The sequence below is a fragment of the Streptomyces sp. NPDC044064 genome, from assembly GCF_056434245.1.
The window spans coordinates 29,417-43,116 of sequence record NZ_JBWKFN010000003.1 but is presented as its reverse complement, the minus strand read 5'-3'; the positions used below and the strand labels follow the sequence as shown (position 1 = coordinate 43,116).

Sequence of the window (13,700 nt, the reverse complement as noted above, 5' to 3'; positions counted from 1 at the left end):
TACTGCGTCGACGCTTTGGGGTGCGGTCCCGTACCGTGCGAAGCATGAAGCTTCTCTCGGTCAATCTGGGCCGCCCGACGCCGGTGCCGTACACGGACCAGGCGGAGGGTGTGACCGGCATCGACAAGCGGCCGGCGGACGGGCCGGTAAGAGTGGCGGCTCCGGGGCCCAAGGGCGTCGGCGGGAGCGGACTGGCCGGGGACGCGGTGTGCGAGCTGCGCCACCACGGCGGCTACGACCAAGCGGTGTACGCCTTCGCGCGCGAGGACCTCGACGACTGGGAGCGAGCGCTGGACAGATCGTTGGCCAATGGCTGCTTCGGCGAGAACCTCACGACGGAGGGCCTGGACGTGTCCGGGGCGCTGATCGGCGAGCGCTGGCGGATCGGGTCCGAGGTGGTGCTGGAGGTGACGTCGGGGCGGATTCCGTGCCGGACGTTCCAGGGCCATCTGGGCGAGCGGGGCTGGGTGAAGAGGTTCACCCGGAAGGGCGCGACGGGTGCCTACCTGAGGGTGATCGAACCGGGTGAGATCCGGGCGGGCGATCCGATCGAGATCGTGCACCGGCCGGACCACACGGTGACGGCGGCGATGCAGTTCCGCGCCGTCACCACCGAGCGGGAGCTGCTGCCGCAGCTGCTCGTGGCGGGCGAGGCGCTGCACCCCGAGACGCTGGCCGCGGCTCGCAAGTACGTCGCCGGACAGGGCCGCTGAGGGGCCGTCACGGTCAGCGGACGCCGTCGCTCCGGGTCACTACCCTTGGGCCATGACAACGGCTCTGATTACGGGATCGACCGCGGGAATCGGTGCCGCGTTCGCGCGGCGGCTGGCGGCTGACGGGCATGACCTCGTCCTGGTGGCCCGGGACGCCGGACGGCTGCGCGAGCAGGCGACCGAGCTGCACGACCGGCACGGCATCGAGGCGGAGGTGCTGAGCGCCGACCTCGCCGAGGACAAGGGCATCGAGGCGGTGGCCGAGCGGCTGAGCGACCGGAAGAACCCGGTCGACCTGCTGGTCAACAACGCCGGCTTCGGCAACAAGGGCCGCTATCTCGAAGTGTCCATGGCCGACGAGCTGAAGATGCTCAAGGTGCACTGCGAGGCGGTGCTGCGGCTGACGTCGGCGGCGTCCGAGGCGATGCGCGAGCGCGGCCGCGGCGGCGTGGTGAACGTCGCCTCGGTGGCGGCCTTCGTGCCCCGGGGCACCTACGGCGCGTCGAAGGCCTGGGTCGTGCAGTTCACCCAGGGCGCGGCGAAGGACCTGGCGGGCAGCGGCGTGCGGCTGATGGCGCTGTGCCCCGGCTTCGTGCGCACCGAGTTCCACCAGCGGGCCGGGATGGGCACGGACAACATCCCGGGCTGGATGTGGCTGGACGCGGACAAGCTGGTCGCGGCGGCCCTGGCCGACCTCGCGCGCGGGAAGACCCTGTCCATCCCGGACCCCCGGTACAAGGCGCTGATGGGCCTGGTGAAGGTCGCCCCGCGCGGGCTGATGGGCGGCATCAGCTCGAGGACGGGGCGCAAGTACGGGCCTCAGTAGGACGGGTGGCGTCCGCGTTCCGGTGGGAAAATGGGCCTGACGGATCCGGACCCAGGGGGCCGGGAGGCGGCGCCATGACGTTCGTACAGCTCATCGACTGCAGGACCAGCCGGATCGACGAGATGAACCGGCTGATGGACCAGTGGGTCGAACAGACCAAGGGGAAGCGGACCGCGACGCATGCGGTGGTCGGCAAGGACCGCTCGGACGCGTCGCACGTCATCGAGATCGTGGAGTTCCCCTCGTACGAGGAGGCGATGCGGAACTCGAACCTGCCGGAGACCGACCGGATCTTCCGGGATCTGGTCGCCCTGTGCGACGAGATGCCCACGTTCACGGACCTGGACGTCGTGCGCGACGAGCCGTTGTACGCGGCCCAGGCGCGCCGGTTCTTCGACACCGTCGCGATACAGGGGCCGTTGCCCGCGCTGAACGATCTGATCGCGGAGCATTACCACGACCACGATCCGGCCAACGAGCAGGACCAGCTGGGGCTGGACAACATGCGGCGTGAGATCGAGATGTGGCGGAACGCCTTCAACTTCACGTTCACGGTCGAGGACCAGATCACCCAGTCGGACCGGGTCTGCACCCGCTGGAGCTGGAACGGCATCCAGACGGGCGAGTTCATGGGTCTGCCCAACACCGGCCGGCAGGTGTCGATGACCGGTACGACCGTCTTCCGGTTCGACCACGACGGCAAGATCTGCGAGTCCTGGTGGCAGTACGACCGGCTGGGGCTGCTGGGGCAGTTGGGCGCGCTGGACGAGCTGGAGAAGTAGGGCGCACGGCAGCGGGGCGCACGGCGAAGGCCCGGCACCCCCCCGGGGTGCCGGGCCTCGGTGCTGAGGTGCCTCAGTGGGCGTGGCCGTGGCCGTGGCCCGCCTCGGCCGGCTCCTCTTCCTTCTTCTCGACGACCAGGGTCTCGGTCGTGAGCAGCAGGGAGGCGATGGAAGCGGCGTTCTCCAGGGCGGAGCGGGTGACCTTGACCGGGTCGATGACGCCGGCCTTGACCAGGTCGCCGTACTCGCCGGAGGCGGCGTTGTAGCCGTTGCCCTTCTCCAGCTCCGCCACCTTGGAGACGATGACGTAGCCCTCGAGGCCGGCGTTCTCGGCGATCCAGCGCAGCGGCTCGACGGCGGCGCGGCGGACGACCGAGACACCCGTGGCCTCGTCGCCGTCCTTGCCGAGGTTGCCCTCGAGCACCTTGACGGCGTGGACCAGCGCGGAGCCACCACCGGAGACGATGCCCTCCTCGACCGCGGCGCGGGTCGCGGAGATGGCGTCCTCCAGACGGTGCTTCTTCTCCTTCAGCTCCACCTCGGTGGCGGCGCCGACCTTGATGACGCACACGCCGCCGGCCAGCTTCGCGAGGCGCTCCTGGAGCTTCTCGCGGTCCCAGTCGGAGTCGGTGTTCTCGATCTCGGCCTTGATCTGGTTGACCCGGCCGACGACGTCCTCGGAGTTGCCGGCACCGTCGACGATGGTGGTGTCGTCCTTGGTGACCGTCACGCGGCGGGCGGAGCCCAGCACGTCCAGACCGGCCTGGTCGAGCTTGAGGCCGACCTCCTCGGAGATGACCGTGGCGCCGGTGAGGACGGCCATGTCCTGCAGCATCGCCTTGCGGCGGTCGCCGAAGCCGGGGGCCTTCACGGCGACGGCGTTGAAGGTGCCACGGATCTTGTTGACGACCAGGGTCGACAGGGCCTCGCCCTCGACGTCCTCGGCGATGATCAGCAGCGGCTTGGAGGCACCCGCCTGGATGACCTTCTCCAGCAGCGGCAGCAGGTCCTGGATCGAGGTGACCTTGCCCTGGTTGATGAGGATGTACGGGTCCTCGAGGACCGCCTCCATGCGCTCCTGGTCCGTCACGAAGTACGGCGACAGGTAGCCCTTGTCGAAGGCCATGCCCTCGGTGAAGTCCAGCTCCAGACCGAAGGTGTTGGACTCCTCGACGGTGATGACACCGTCCTTGCCGACCTTGTCCATCGCCTCGGCGATGAGCTCGCCGACCTGCTGGTCCTGGGCGGACAGCGCGGCGACGGCGGCGATGTCGGACTTCTCCTCGATCGGGCGGGCCGACGCGAGCAGGTCCTCGGAGACGGCGGCGACGGCCGCGTCGATGCCCTTCTTGAGGGCGGCCGGGGAGGCACCGGCGGCGACGTTCTTCAGGCCCTCGCGGACCAGCGCCTGGGCCAGCACGGTGGCGGTGGTCGTACCGTCACCCGCGATGTCGTTGGTCTTGGTCGCCACCTCCTTCACCAGCTGGGCACCGAGGTTCTCGTACGGGTCCTCGACCTCGACCTCGCGGGCGATCGTGACACCGTCGTTGGTGATGGTGGGAGCGCCGAACTTCTTGTCGATGACGACGTTGCGACCCTTGGGGCCGATCGTCACCTTCACCGTGTCGGCCAGCTTGTTGACGCCGCGCTCGAGGGCGCGACGGGCGTCCTCGTCGAACTTCAGGATCTTCGCCATGACAGCGGCAGCCCTCTCGGAAATCTGTGGGTGAAAAAGAACTGCGCCCCGGGCGCCCGGCTTCTTATGTGGTCGCGGGGGCCAGGGGCGCAGTCGGAAGCAACTGAGTGCTCGAGGCGATTACTTCTCGATGATCGCGAGAACGTCGCGAGCCGAGAGGACGAGGAACTCCTCGCCGTTGTACTTCACCTCGGTGCCGCCGTACTTGCTGTACAGGACGACGTCGCCGACCTTGACGTCGAGCGGAAGGCGCTCGCCGTTCTCGAAGCGACCCGGGCCCACGGCGAGGACGGCGCCCTCCTGGGGCTTCTCCTTCGCGGTGTCCGGGATGACCAGGCCAGAGGCGGTGGTCTGCTCGGCGTCGAGCGGCTGGACCACGATGCGGTCCTCGAGCGGCTTGATGGCAACCTTGGAGCTGGTGGTCGTCACGATCCGACCTCCCCCTTCGGAGATCTCACGGGGTTTAACTGTCTGAGGTGGCGACCAGGTCGATCCGTCGTCGCGGGTGCCGGACCTGCCCGTCGCGCGTTGGCACTCTCCAGGGGGGAGTGCCAGAGCCGAGACTATGACCGCGATTAGCACTCGGTCAAGCGGAGTGCCAATGCCGTGCGGCGCGTCGGCCGTTTGACGGCCTGAACGGCCTCGTCCTCGAACGCCGGACGGGCCGCCGGTGCCGGCCGGCACCGGAAGGCACGGCTACAGGTAGTCCTCGAGGCGCCCGACCGTCAGCCCTCGTGACTGGACCCGCCGCAGCAGGCGTGCCGTGCGTTCCTTGAGCGCGGGGCCCGTGGCCTCGTCGGGGCCGACGAGGACGATGTCGCCCGGGCGCAGGTCGTGTTCTCCGCGCGTGTAGGCGATGCCGTCGGAGGTCATGGCAGCGCGCCACAGGACGAGGGTGGAGATGCCGCAGTCACCGGCGGCGCGCAGCGTCGTGGCGTCGTACGTGCCGTAGGGCGGACGGAAGAGGTGGGGGCGGATGCCGAAGCGGGACTTGAGTTTGTCCTGCTGGCCGCAGATCTCGGCGCGCTGGCCGGCGTAGGGCAGTCCGGGCATCGCCGGGTGGTCGAGGGTGTGGTTCTCGATGTCGGCGCCGACCGCACGCAGGCGGGCGAAGTGGCCGTAGCCGGGGCCGACGACGCTGTCGGTGAGGAAGAAGCTGGCCGGCAGTCCGAGGTCGCGGACCATGTCGACGAAGCGCGGATCGCGCTCGGCGCCGTCGTCGTAGGTGAGGAAGACGACCTTGTCGGTGGTGGCGACGTGGTCCACGACGCGGGGCGGGGAGGCGCCCGCCCCGTGGGCCGTCAGGGGGCGGACCCGGTGGTGGGGCGGCGTGGCGAGCGGGGCGGCCAGGCCCCAGCGGCGGTACGCCTGACCGACGGCCGGGCTGGGCTTCCGTACGCCCTGGGCCGCCCGTTTGCCGAGGCGTTCGATGGGGTCGACCGACTGTGCGCAGCCCGCGAGGAGGAGGGCCGACGCGAGGACGGCGGCCAGCCCCGACCGGACTCCTCCCGGGCCGCGCCCCGGTCGCCCCCGGTTCCTCACAGGTAGTCCTCCAGGCGCGCCACGGCGTACCCCTCGCGCGTGACCTTGTTCAGGAACCGGCGCATGTCGTCGACCATCGTGCCGTCCCAGTCGCTGCGGCCGCGGAAGTGGGTGAGCACGATGTCGCCGGGGTGCAGATTCCTGTCGTCCTCGCGGTACTCCCAGTGGTCGACGAAGACCTCCTCGTCCCAGATCGGCGCGTACTTGATCCCGCAGGACTTGGCGGCGCGCAGGGTGTCGCCGTTGTAGTTGCCGTAGGGCGGGCGGAAGACGGTCGGCGCCTTTCCGAACTGCCGCTTCATGACGGCCTGCATGCCGCAGATCTCGTCCTTCTGCTCCTCGTAGGACAGTCCGGGCAGATAGGGGTGGGTGAGGGTGTGGTTGTTGAGGGTGTGGCCCTCGGACTGCATCCGGCGGAAGTACCCGTAGTCGTCCTTGACCAGGTAGTTGCTGAGGAAGGCCGTGTAGGGGATCTTCAGGTCGCTCATCATGCGCAGGAACGCCGGGTCCTTCTCGGCGCCGTCGTCGATGGTGAGGAAGACGACCTTCCGCCGGGTGGGGACGGTGGTGAAGACCGGGGGGAGGTTCTCCTCCTCCTGGCCGTCCACCTCGAAGCCCGCGCGCGCGGTGATCTTCGGTTTCACAGCCGGTGGCGCCGGGGGTCTCAGGGGGACCGTGTCGAGGTTCCAGTGCCGGGCGGAGGCGACCAGGCGGGCGTGTTCGGCGGCGAGGCGGGCCTGCTGGTCCGCCGGGCCGCCGTGGCCGGGGGCGCTCCGGGCGGCGGAGTCCGAACCCGGGGCGGAACAGCCGGAAACGAGGGCGGTGGAGGCCAGCGCGGCTGCCGCGCAGCGAAGGGCGACCTTCGGGATCAGTGCCCGACTTTTGTCATTTTGTACTACTACTCGCATGGTGTCGGATCCTTCCAGCCCCGGGCCCCCGCCCCGGTCCGACACCGCTGCCGGAGGCGCACCATCCACCGACTGGCCCACAATGACCCGGTGAACGACCTCGCCCTTCTCCTCACCTCCGAAGGCCGCGCCCTCCTCGACGAGGTGCGCGACACCGACCCAGCACAGGAGCTGGCCGTGGCCACCCGGCTGCGCCGCGAACACCCCGCCGAGCTGGTGTCGGCGGCACTGGGGCAGGCCCGGCTGCGGCAGCGGGCCGTGGCGAAGTTCGGAGCCGAGGACGCGCGGCGGATGTTCTTCACGCCGAACGGGGTCGAGCAGTCGACCCGGGCGAGCGTGGCGGCGTACCGGGCGGGCCGCATGCGGGAACTGGGCGTGACCTCGGTCGCCGACCTGTGCTGCGGGATCGGCGGCGACGCGATCGCGCTGGCCCGGGCCGGGATCCGGGTGCTGGCCGTGGACCGGGATCCGCGGACGGCGGACACGGCACGGGCGAACGCCGAGGCGCTTGGGCTCGCCGGGCTGATCGAGGTCCGGGAGGCGGACGTCACGGAGGTGGACACGGCCGGCTACGACGCCGTCTTCGTGGACCCGGCGCGCAGGGGCGGGCGGGGCAGGATCTTCGACCCGGAGGCGTACTCCCCACCCCTGTCCTGGGCGGTCGCCACGGCCCTCGGGGCGCCCCGCGCCGCCCTGAAGATCGCCCCGGGCATCCCGCACGAGGCGATTCCCGCCGAGGCCGAGGCCGAGTGGATCTCGGACGGCGGGGACGTGAAGGAAGCGGTGCTGTGGTTCGGCACCGGAGCGCCGGGGGCCGTTCGGGCCACGTTGCTGCCGGGCCCGCGCGCACTCCTCGGCCGGGGTCTGCCCGATCCCCGGGTGCGCCCCGTCGGGCGGTACCTGTACGAACCCGACGGCGCCGTCATCCGCGCCCATCTGGTCGCGGAGATGGCCGAGGAGGTCGGCGGCGGCCTGGTCGACGAGACCATCGCGTACGTCACCTCCGATGAACTGCACCCGACGCCGTACGCCTCGGCCTACGAGATCACCGACCGGCTCCCCTTCAACGTCAAGAAGTTGAAGGCTCTGCTGCGGGAGCGGGAGGTCGGCACGCTGACCGTGAAGAAGCGGGGGTCGGCGGTGGAGCCGGAGGAGCTGCGCAGGAAGGTCAAGCCGCAGGGGCCGGGCTCGGCAACGGTGTTCCTCACCCGGGTCGCGGGGGCCCCGACCATGCTGATCGGCGCCCCCGCGCAGTCACCGGCTACTGCCGGTGGAGCGTCCTGAGCGGCTCCAGGTGCGGGTCGCCAGTACGGATGGGAACAGAGTTACGAGAGGCACTCCGCCGCCCTGCCCATCAGCAGCGCGCGCTCCCGCTCGTTGCGCGCCAGCCCCGCCGCGCGCACGAACTCCTCGTGGGCCTCGGCGGTGCGCCCGAGCCGTGCCAGCAGGTCACCGCGCACGCTGGGCAGCAGGTGGTAGTCGCGCAGGGAGGGTTCGGCGGTCAGGGCGTCGACCAGCTTCAGCCCCTCGGCCGGGCCCTCGGCCATCGCCACGGCGACGGCGCGGTTCAGCTCGACGACCGGGGACGGGGCGCGGGCCGCGAGCAGACCGTACAGGGTGGCGATGGTCCGCCAGTCGGTCTCCTCGTAGGTGTACGCGTGCGCGTGGCAGGCGGCGATGGCGGCCTGGAGGGCGTAGGGGCCGGGGGCACCGGCGGCCTCGGCGCGGCCGAGGGCCCGGATGCCGCGGGCGATGAGCATGCGGTTCCAGCGACGGCGGTTCTGGTCCTTCAGCAGCACCGGGGTGCCGTCGGGGCGGGTGCGGGCGGCGGTGCGGGAGGCCTGGAACTCCAGGAGCGAGGTCAGGGCGTGCACCTCGGGCTCCTTGGGCATCAGGGCGCAGAGCACACGGGCCAGCCGGAGGGCGTCCTCGCACAGCCCGGGGCGCAGCAGGTCGTCCCCGGTGGTGGCCGCGTACCCCTCGTTGAAGATCAGGTAGATGACGTCGAGGACGGAGCCGAGGCGGGCCTCGCGGTCGGGGCCGTACGGCACCTCGAAGGCGACGTTCTTCGTGGCCAGGGTGCGCTTGGCGCGGACGATGCGCTGGGCGACCGTCGGCTCGGGGACGAGGTGGGCCCGGGCGATCTCGGCGGTGGTCAGGCCGCCGAGCAGCCGCAGGGTCAGCGCGGTGCGGGCCCCCGTGGACAGCACCGGGTGACAGGTGGTGAAGACGAGCCGCAGCAGGTCGTCGTCGATGTCCTCGGGGTCGGCGGGTTCCTCCGGCGGTGCCGTGGTCTCCAGGTCCCGGCCCATCTCGGCGAGCTTGCGGGCGTAGGTCTCACGGCGCCGGACCAGGTCGACGGCGCGGTGCCGGGCGGTGGCCATGAGCCAGGCGCCGGGGTTGTCGGGCACGCCGTCCCGGGGCCATCGCTCCAGCGCCGCGACCAGCGCGTCCTGCGCCAGTTCCTCGGCGATGCCGACGTCCCGCACGATGCGCGCCACGCCGGCGACGACCCTCGGGGACTCCAGCCTGAAGACGGTCTCGATCGCGTGCGCCGCGGTGGGCTGTGCTTCCACAGCCCACCATGCAACACCCCCGGGCGGCCCGAGGCCAAGAAAGGCTCAGCCCTCCGCGATCTCCCGGACCTCGCAGCTGACGGTCCAGTAGTCCTCGTGGACCTGCAGGAACCGCTTGGCCCACTCCAGGGCCTCGGCCTTGTCCTTGCACTGCATGATCGCGTAGCCGCCGATGACCTCCTTCGACTCGGTGAAGGGCCCGTCGGTGACGGAGATCTTCCCGCCCGTCCAGCGCACGGTGGTGCCCTGGGCGGAGGGGGTCAGGCCGGCGGTGTCGAGCATGACCCCGGCCTTGGTGACCTCCTCGATCAGCTGGCCCATCCGCTGCATCAGCTCCTCGCTGGGGCCCTCGGCGGGGGCGGAGGACTCGTCGATGTGCACGATCGACAGGTAGCGGGGCATGGTGACTCCTTCGGTCGGTGCGGCGGGGTCCGTCCCCGCCGCTCACCCATGCGTCGATCGGGAGACACCTGGATCGACACGCTCTCGGAAATTCCTCGAAGAAATCTTTTCCGCGGGCGTGCGGCCCCGCTACTTCAGCTCGGCTCCGAACGCCGCCTTCGTGTACGGAGCCCCGACCCCCCTGCCGCCGAAGGCGAGGGCCCCGTCCGTGACCAGGCCGGTGGTACGGCCCTGCAGGACCGTGACCGCGCCGTTGCCCGCGTCCTCGAACAGTGCGGTGGCGGCGAGGTCGGCGTGGCCGTCGCGGCCGGTGTCGAGCAGGGCGACCGTGGCGCCGAAGGAGTCGTTGCGCTCGGCGGCGCCGGGGACGCCCTTGGTGTTCTGGCCGAAGACCTGCGCGCCGGTGCCGGTCAGGCCCGAGCCGCTGCCGCGCAGCACGTCGACCACGCCCTCGCCGTCGTTCTCGCCGGGCGCGCCGACGGCCACGTCGTCGATGCCGTCACCGGTGATGTCGCCCACGGAGAGGGAGGTGCCGAACCGGTCGCTCGGCTCCGTGGCGCCCGGGACGCCGGGGGTGTCCTGCGAGTACGACTGCCAGGTGTCCTGGCCGCCGAGGCCGGAGGGCGAGCCGTAGGCCACGGAGATCCGCTCGTCGTCCGCGAATCCGCTGACCAGGTCGGCGTGGCCGTCGCCGTTGACGTCGCCGAGCGCGGCCGCCCCGTCGCCTCCCGGGTACCCGCCGGTGACGGGGGTGAGGCCGGACGGACCGCTCAGGTAGAGGCGGCTGCAGTGGCTGCCGTCGCCGCAGTAGCCGGTCAGCAGCAGGTCGGCACGGCCGTCGCCGTTGACGTCGCCGGTGCCGCCGTCGTGGATGTCGATCCACTTGAGGTGGTCGGGGTCGAGCGGGGTCCTGGCGGCCGGGGTGCCGGAGCGCTTGAGCGGGCCCTTCCAGAGGGTCGCGGTGGTGCCGTGCGGGTCGTCGCCGGTGGCGAAGCCGGTGCGGAACGCGGCGAGGTCGAGGCGTCCGTCGCCGTCGAAGTCGCCGGTCTGGGTGTCGGTTGCGGGGATCGACGTGCCGCCGGACAGGCCGTGCGGGCCGCCCCAGACCACGACCGCGTCGGCCGACGCGGAACCCGTGCCGATGACGAGGTCGGCGTGGCCGTCGCCGTCCAGGTCGCCCTTGGAGACCTGGAGGCCGAAGCGCTGGTTCTTGGCCGGGCTGCCCGGGACTCCGGTCGTGGCACGGCTGATGATCGTGCGGTGGGTGGTGGACAGGCCGTGCGGACCGCCGTACATCACGGCCACGTAGCCCGCCCCGGACTGGCCGCCGACCGTGGCGCGCGGGGCGCCGACGACCAGGTCCGCGTACCCGTCGCCGTTGAAGTCGTCGCGGACGGGCGCGGCCGGGCGCGTCGCGGACGCCTGCGGTACGGCGACCCCGAGGGCGGTGAGGCCCAGGGTCAGCGGAAGCGCCCAACGGGCGTGCGAACGCAACGAGAACACCGGAAAACCCCCATGTGTACGGTGACCAGATCACCGCAGGAGACTCTCGGGTCACAGCGATGGTTGTGCTGCTCCGCCAGGCAGCCTGTGGTGCTGCTCAGCGCAGCGAGGTCCACAGTTCGCTCGCCGCCGGTTCCTTCGCCACCACCCGGTTGGCGTCGGAGGGTGCCGTGACGACCGGCATCATCACCGTCTTCACCCGGTCGGCGGTGAGGCCCTTCAGACTCTGGCCGAGCTTCGTCAGCTCGCCCAGCGAGTCCAGGCCGGTGTCGGTGGTGAGGCCGGCGGTGACCGCGTCGGCGGCCTGGTAGAGCTTGGCCGGGTCGGTGAGAAGGTCGGTGGCGGCCATCTGCTCCAGCAGGGCCTTCACCAGCTTCTGCTGCAGGCCTATGCGGCCGAGGTCGCTGCCGTCGCCTATGCCGTGCCGGGTGCGCGCGAGGGCCAGGGCCCGGGTGCCGTTCAGGTGGTGGGTGCCGGCGGCGAGGTGCAGATGGCTCCTGTCGTCGTCGATGTCCTGGGCGGTGGTGACCGTGACCCCGCCGAGCGCGTCCACCAGCCTGGCGAAGCCGGAGAAGTCGATCTCGACGTAGTGGTCCATGCGGACGCCGGTGATCGACTCGACGGTCTTGACCGCGCACACCGGACCGCCCACCGAGTAGGCGCTGTTGAACATCGCGTCGTACGCCACCGCCGTGGAGCCGCCGGAGGACAGCGGGCAGGACGGGCGGGTGACGAGGGTGTCGCGCGGGATGCTGACGACGGTCGCCTTCGTGCGGCCGGCGTCGATGTGCACGACCATCGCCGTGTCGGAGCGGGCGCCGGAGCTGTCGCCGCCGCCCAGTTCCCGGTTGGCCTCGCCGCTGCGCGAGTCGGAGCCGAGGACCAGGACGTTCAGTGCCTCGGTGGGCAGCGGGGAGGCGGCGGCCGAGGCGGTCGCGGCCGGGGTGACCACCGCCTTTGCCGGGCGGTTGTCGCCGAGCGCGCTGTTGATGTCGACGCTCTTGATGTTGTTGTTGAGGTGCCAGTACGCGTAGCCGGCCGTGGCCACGCCCAGCACCAGGAATCCCGCCAGAGTGAGGCCGACGGCCTTCAGCGCTCTCGGCCGCCGGCCCACCCGTCCGCCCGCGTCGCCCTGCTCCTCGTGTCGCGTCACGGGCAGGAACGTAAGTCCGAATTATTAGCAGACTGTTAGCGGAAGCCATGAGAATCGCTTTTCTTGGGAAATTCTCATGACCGCGGCGAGCAGGCCGACGGCAGCGGCCGGAGCGGCCCGCTCGTCCTCGGCGCGGCCCAGTTCCGGCACCGGCCCGGCCGCGGCCTCGGCCATCTCGGTCAGCGGCTGCCGTACGGTCGTCAGCGGCGGGCCCACCCAGCGGGCCACCGGCAGATCGTCGAAGCCGACCACGCTCAGGCCCTCCCGGATGCGCAGCCCCAGCTCGCGCGCGGCCTCGTACAGACCGAGCGCCTGCAGGTCGTTGCCCGCGAAGACCGCGGTGGGCCGGCCGGGGCCGCGCAGCAGCTCCAGGCCCAGGCGGTGGCCGGAGTCGTGGTGGAAGTCGCCGGTCTCTGGAGCTGCGGCTGGGACCGTCGAGCGCGGAGGTGCGGCACACGGCCGCGCTGCGGCTGACGGGACCCGTGCGGGTGGTGGGGGCGGATCGGCGGTTGCGCTGCGAGGTGGAGGTGTCCGCGGGAACCGATTGAGCGGAAGGGGCCGGGGGGACGTATTCAGCCGCAGCGGGACCACAGAGAACCCGGTTCCGCAAGACCTCTGACACGGGCGTTCGGAATCGGTTCGAGTTGCGCCCGGCGGGGTCGGGCCGAAGTTGATCCCCCCTGGCAGGAGCACCCTTGACGACCACGAAATCCGTGATGAAGAAACTGCCCGAGGTAACGCTGGCGTTCTGGATCATGAAGATCGCCGCGACGACCCTGGGCGAGACGGCCGGCGACCTGTTCGCGCAGACGCTGAAGCTCGGCTACTTCCTCACCACCATCGCCCTGTTCCTGGTCTTCGTGGTGACGCTGGTGATCCAGCTGCGCTCCTCCCACTACAACCCGTTCTTCTACTGGACCGTGATCCTGTCGACCTCCATGGCCGGCACCACGATGTCCGACTTCATGAACCGGGACGCCAGCGCCAAGTACCTCTCGGGCGGCGCCACGAAGCTGGGCTGGGGCCCGCAGGGCCTCGGCCTCGGCTATCCGGAGGGCGCGGCGATCCTGGTCTCGATCCTCCTGGCGATCTTCCTCGCCTGGAAACTGAGCGGGATGACCTTCCAGATCACCGAGATCGTCTCCTTCCGGGGCGAGGCCCTGTTCTGGGCGGCCATCCTCGTCTCCAACACGCTCGGCACCTCGATGGGCGACTTCCTCTCCGACAGCTCGGGCCTCGGCTACCTGGGCGGTGCCGCGCTGGTGACCGGTGTGCTGCTGGTCCTGGTCGCGCTGATGAAGGTGCCGGCCGTCCCGAACGTCCTGCTCTTCTGGATCGCCTTCGTCCTGACCCGCCCGCTGGGCGCCACGGCCGGCGACTTCCTGACCAAGCCCGTCGCCAAGGGCGGTCTGGACCTGGGGACGGTCGGTTCGTCGGCGGTGCTGCTCGCACTCCTGCTCGGCCTGATGGCGTACGCACAGCTGCAGGAGCGGCGGGCCGGGACGGACCGGCCCGAAGGCCCGGAGGCGGAGGCGGTCAGCCGCGCGAGGGCCGGCCGCCGGTAACGAAAAAACCCCGCCCCCGGAGAACCGGGGGCGG

At 71.2% G+C, this 13,700-nt stretch carries 13 protein-coding genes and 1 pseudogene; 5 read left to right on the top strand and 9 right to left on the bottom strand.

Annotated elements, in window-relative coordinates:
- Positions 1–44: 44 nt before the first annotated feature.
- The 3 genes from AC07DS_RS05700 to AC07DS_RS05690 all read left to right on the top strand — a co-directional run bounded on the left by AC07DS_RS05700 (position 45) and on the right by AC07DS_RS05690 (position 2,321).
- Entirely contained in the window at positions 45–713 is a 669-nt protein-coding gene (locus AC07DS_RS05700) for an MOSC domain-containing protein (RefSeq protein ID WP_479142976.1), read from the top strand.
- Between the two features lie 52 nt (positions 714–765).
- Positions 766–1,539, top strand: a complete 774-nt coding sequence (locus AC07DS_RS05695; protein ID WP_479142974.1) for an SDR family NAD(P)-dependent oxidoreductase — start codon at positions 766–768, stop codon at positions 1,537–1,539.
- A 74-nt stretch (positions 1,540–1,613) separates the two neighbouring features.
- Positions 1,614–2,321 carry an ester cyclase gene (locus AC07DS_RS05690; RefSeq protein ID WP_479142973.1) on the top strand — a complete coding sequence of 236 codons (708 nt, stop codon included), beginning with the start codon at positions 1,614–1,616 and terminating at the stop codon, positions 2,319–2,321.
- Between the two features lie 73 nt (positions 2,322–2,394).
- On the opposite strand, the gene groL is transcribed toward AC07DS_RS05690, so the two are convergent.
- From groL to AC07DS_RS05670, 4 genes are all read right to left on the bottom strand, one after another.
- Positions 2,395–4,017: a chaperonin GroEL gene (groL, locus tag AC07DS_RS05685; protein WP_479142972.1), complete on the bottom strand. Its 1,623-nt coding sequence runs from the start codon at positions 4,015–4,017 to the stop codon at positions 2,395–2,397.
- Between the two features lie 120 nt (positions 4,018–4,137).
- The gene (groES, locus tag AC07DS_RS05680; RefSeq protein WP_057584642.1) at positions 4,138–4,446 is read right to left on the bottom strand and encodes a co-chaperone GroES; all 309 of its coding nucleotides are present in this window, start codon (positions 4,444–4,446) and stop codon (positions 4,138–4,140) included.
- 267 nt (positions 4,447–4,713) lie between these two features.
- The gene (locus tag AC07DS_RS05675; RefSeq protein WP_479142971.1) at positions 4,714–5,559 is read right to left on the bottom strand and encodes a polysaccharide deacetylase family protein; all 846 of its coding nucleotides are present in this window, start codon (positions 5,557–5,559) and stop codon (positions 4,714–4,716) included.
- Complete coding sequence (locus AC07DS_RS05670; RefSeq protein ID WP_479142969.1) at positions 5,556–6,467, bottom strand: polysaccharide deacetylase family protein; 912 nt, start codon at positions 6,465–6,467, stop codon at positions 5,556–5,558. The genes AC07DS_RS05675 and AC07DS_RS05670 overlap by 4 nt, the downstream gene beginning before the upstream one ends.
- A gap of 90 nt (positions 6,468–6,557) precedes the next feature.
- On the opposite strand from AC07DS_RS05670, the gene AC07DS_RS05665 reads away from it, so the two are divergent.
- Entirely contained in the window at positions 6,558–7,751 is a 1,194-nt protein-coding gene (locus tag AC07DS_RS05665; protein ID WP_479142967.1) for a class I SAM-dependent methyltransferase, read from the top strand.
- A 41-nt stretch (positions 7,752–7,792) separates the two neighbouring features.
- Here AC07DS_RS05665 and AC07DS_RS05660 read toward each other — a convergent pair whose 3' ends face one another.
- The 5 genes and pseudogenes from AC07DS_RS05660 to AC07DS_RS05640 all read right to left on the bottom strand — a co-directional run.
- Positions 7,793–9,043: an RNA polymerase sigma factor gene (locus AC07DS_RS05660; RefSeq protein WP_479142966.1), complete on the bottom strand. Its 1,251-nt coding sequence runs from the start codon at positions 9,041–9,043 to the stop codon at positions 7,793–7,795.
- Positions 9,044–9,088: 45 nt separating this feature from the next.
- Entirely contained in the window at positions 9,089–9,445 is a 357-nt protein-coding gene (locus tag AC07DS_RS05655) for a YciI family protein (protein WP_336112844.1), read from the bottom strand.
- A 129-nt stretch (positions 9,446–9,574) separates the two neighbouring features.
- Positions 9,575–10,948, bottom strand: coding sequence for an FG-GAP-like repeat-containing protein (locus AC07DS_RS05650; protein ID WP_479142964.1), 1,374 nt, complete (start codon positions 10,946–10,948; stop codon positions 9,575–9,577).
- 97 nt (positions 10,949–11,045) lie between these two features.
- On the bottom strand, positions 11,046–12,101 hold the full coding sequence (locus tag AC07DS_RS05645; RefSeq protein ID WP_479142963.1) for an LCP family protein: 1,056 nt from the start codon (positions 12,099–12,101) through the stop codon (positions 11,046–11,048).
- Between the two features lie 24 nt (positions 12,102–12,125).
- Positions 12,126–12,512: pseudogene (locus AC07DS_RS05640) on the bottom strand (substrate-binding domain-containing protein); the annotation flags it as partial.
- Positions 12,513–12,796: 284 nt separating this feature from the next.
- Between AC07DS_RS05640 and AC07DS_RS05635 the strand changes: the two are divergent.
- On the top strand, positions 12,797–13,666 hold the full coding sequence (locus AC07DS_RS05635) for a COG4705 family protein (protein ID WP_479142961.1): 870 nt from the start codon (positions 12,797–12,799) through the stop codon (positions 13,664–13,666).
- Positions 13,667–13,700 lie beyond the last annotated feature (34 nt).

Bases quoted from the DNA above. Each gene is read 5' to 3' on its own strand.
- AC07DS_RS05690 (WP_479142973.1), top strand. From the start codon at position 1,614: ATGACGTTCGTACAGCTCATCGACTGCAGGACCAGCCGGATCGACGAG.
- AC07DS_RS05655 (WP_336112844.1), bottom strand. From the start codon at position 9,445: ATGCCCCGCTACCTGTCGATCGTGCACATCGACGAGTCCTCCGCCCCC.
- AC07DS_RS05670 (WP_479142969.1), bottom strand. From the start codon at position 6,467: ATGCGAGTAGTAGTACAAAATGACAAAAGTCGGGCACTGATCCCGAAG.
- AC07DS_RS05695 (WP_479142974.1), top strand. From the start codon at position 766: ATGACAACGGCTCTGATTACGGGATCGACCGCGGGAATCGGTGCCGCG.
- groL (WP_479142972.1), bottom strand. From the start codon at position 4,017: ATGGCGAAGATCCTGAAGTTCGACGAGGACGCCCGTCGCGCCCTCGAG.
- AC07DS_RS05700 (WP_479142976.1), top strand. From the start codon at position 45: ATGAAGCTTCTCTCGGTCAATCTGGGCCGCCCGACGCCGGTGCCGTAC.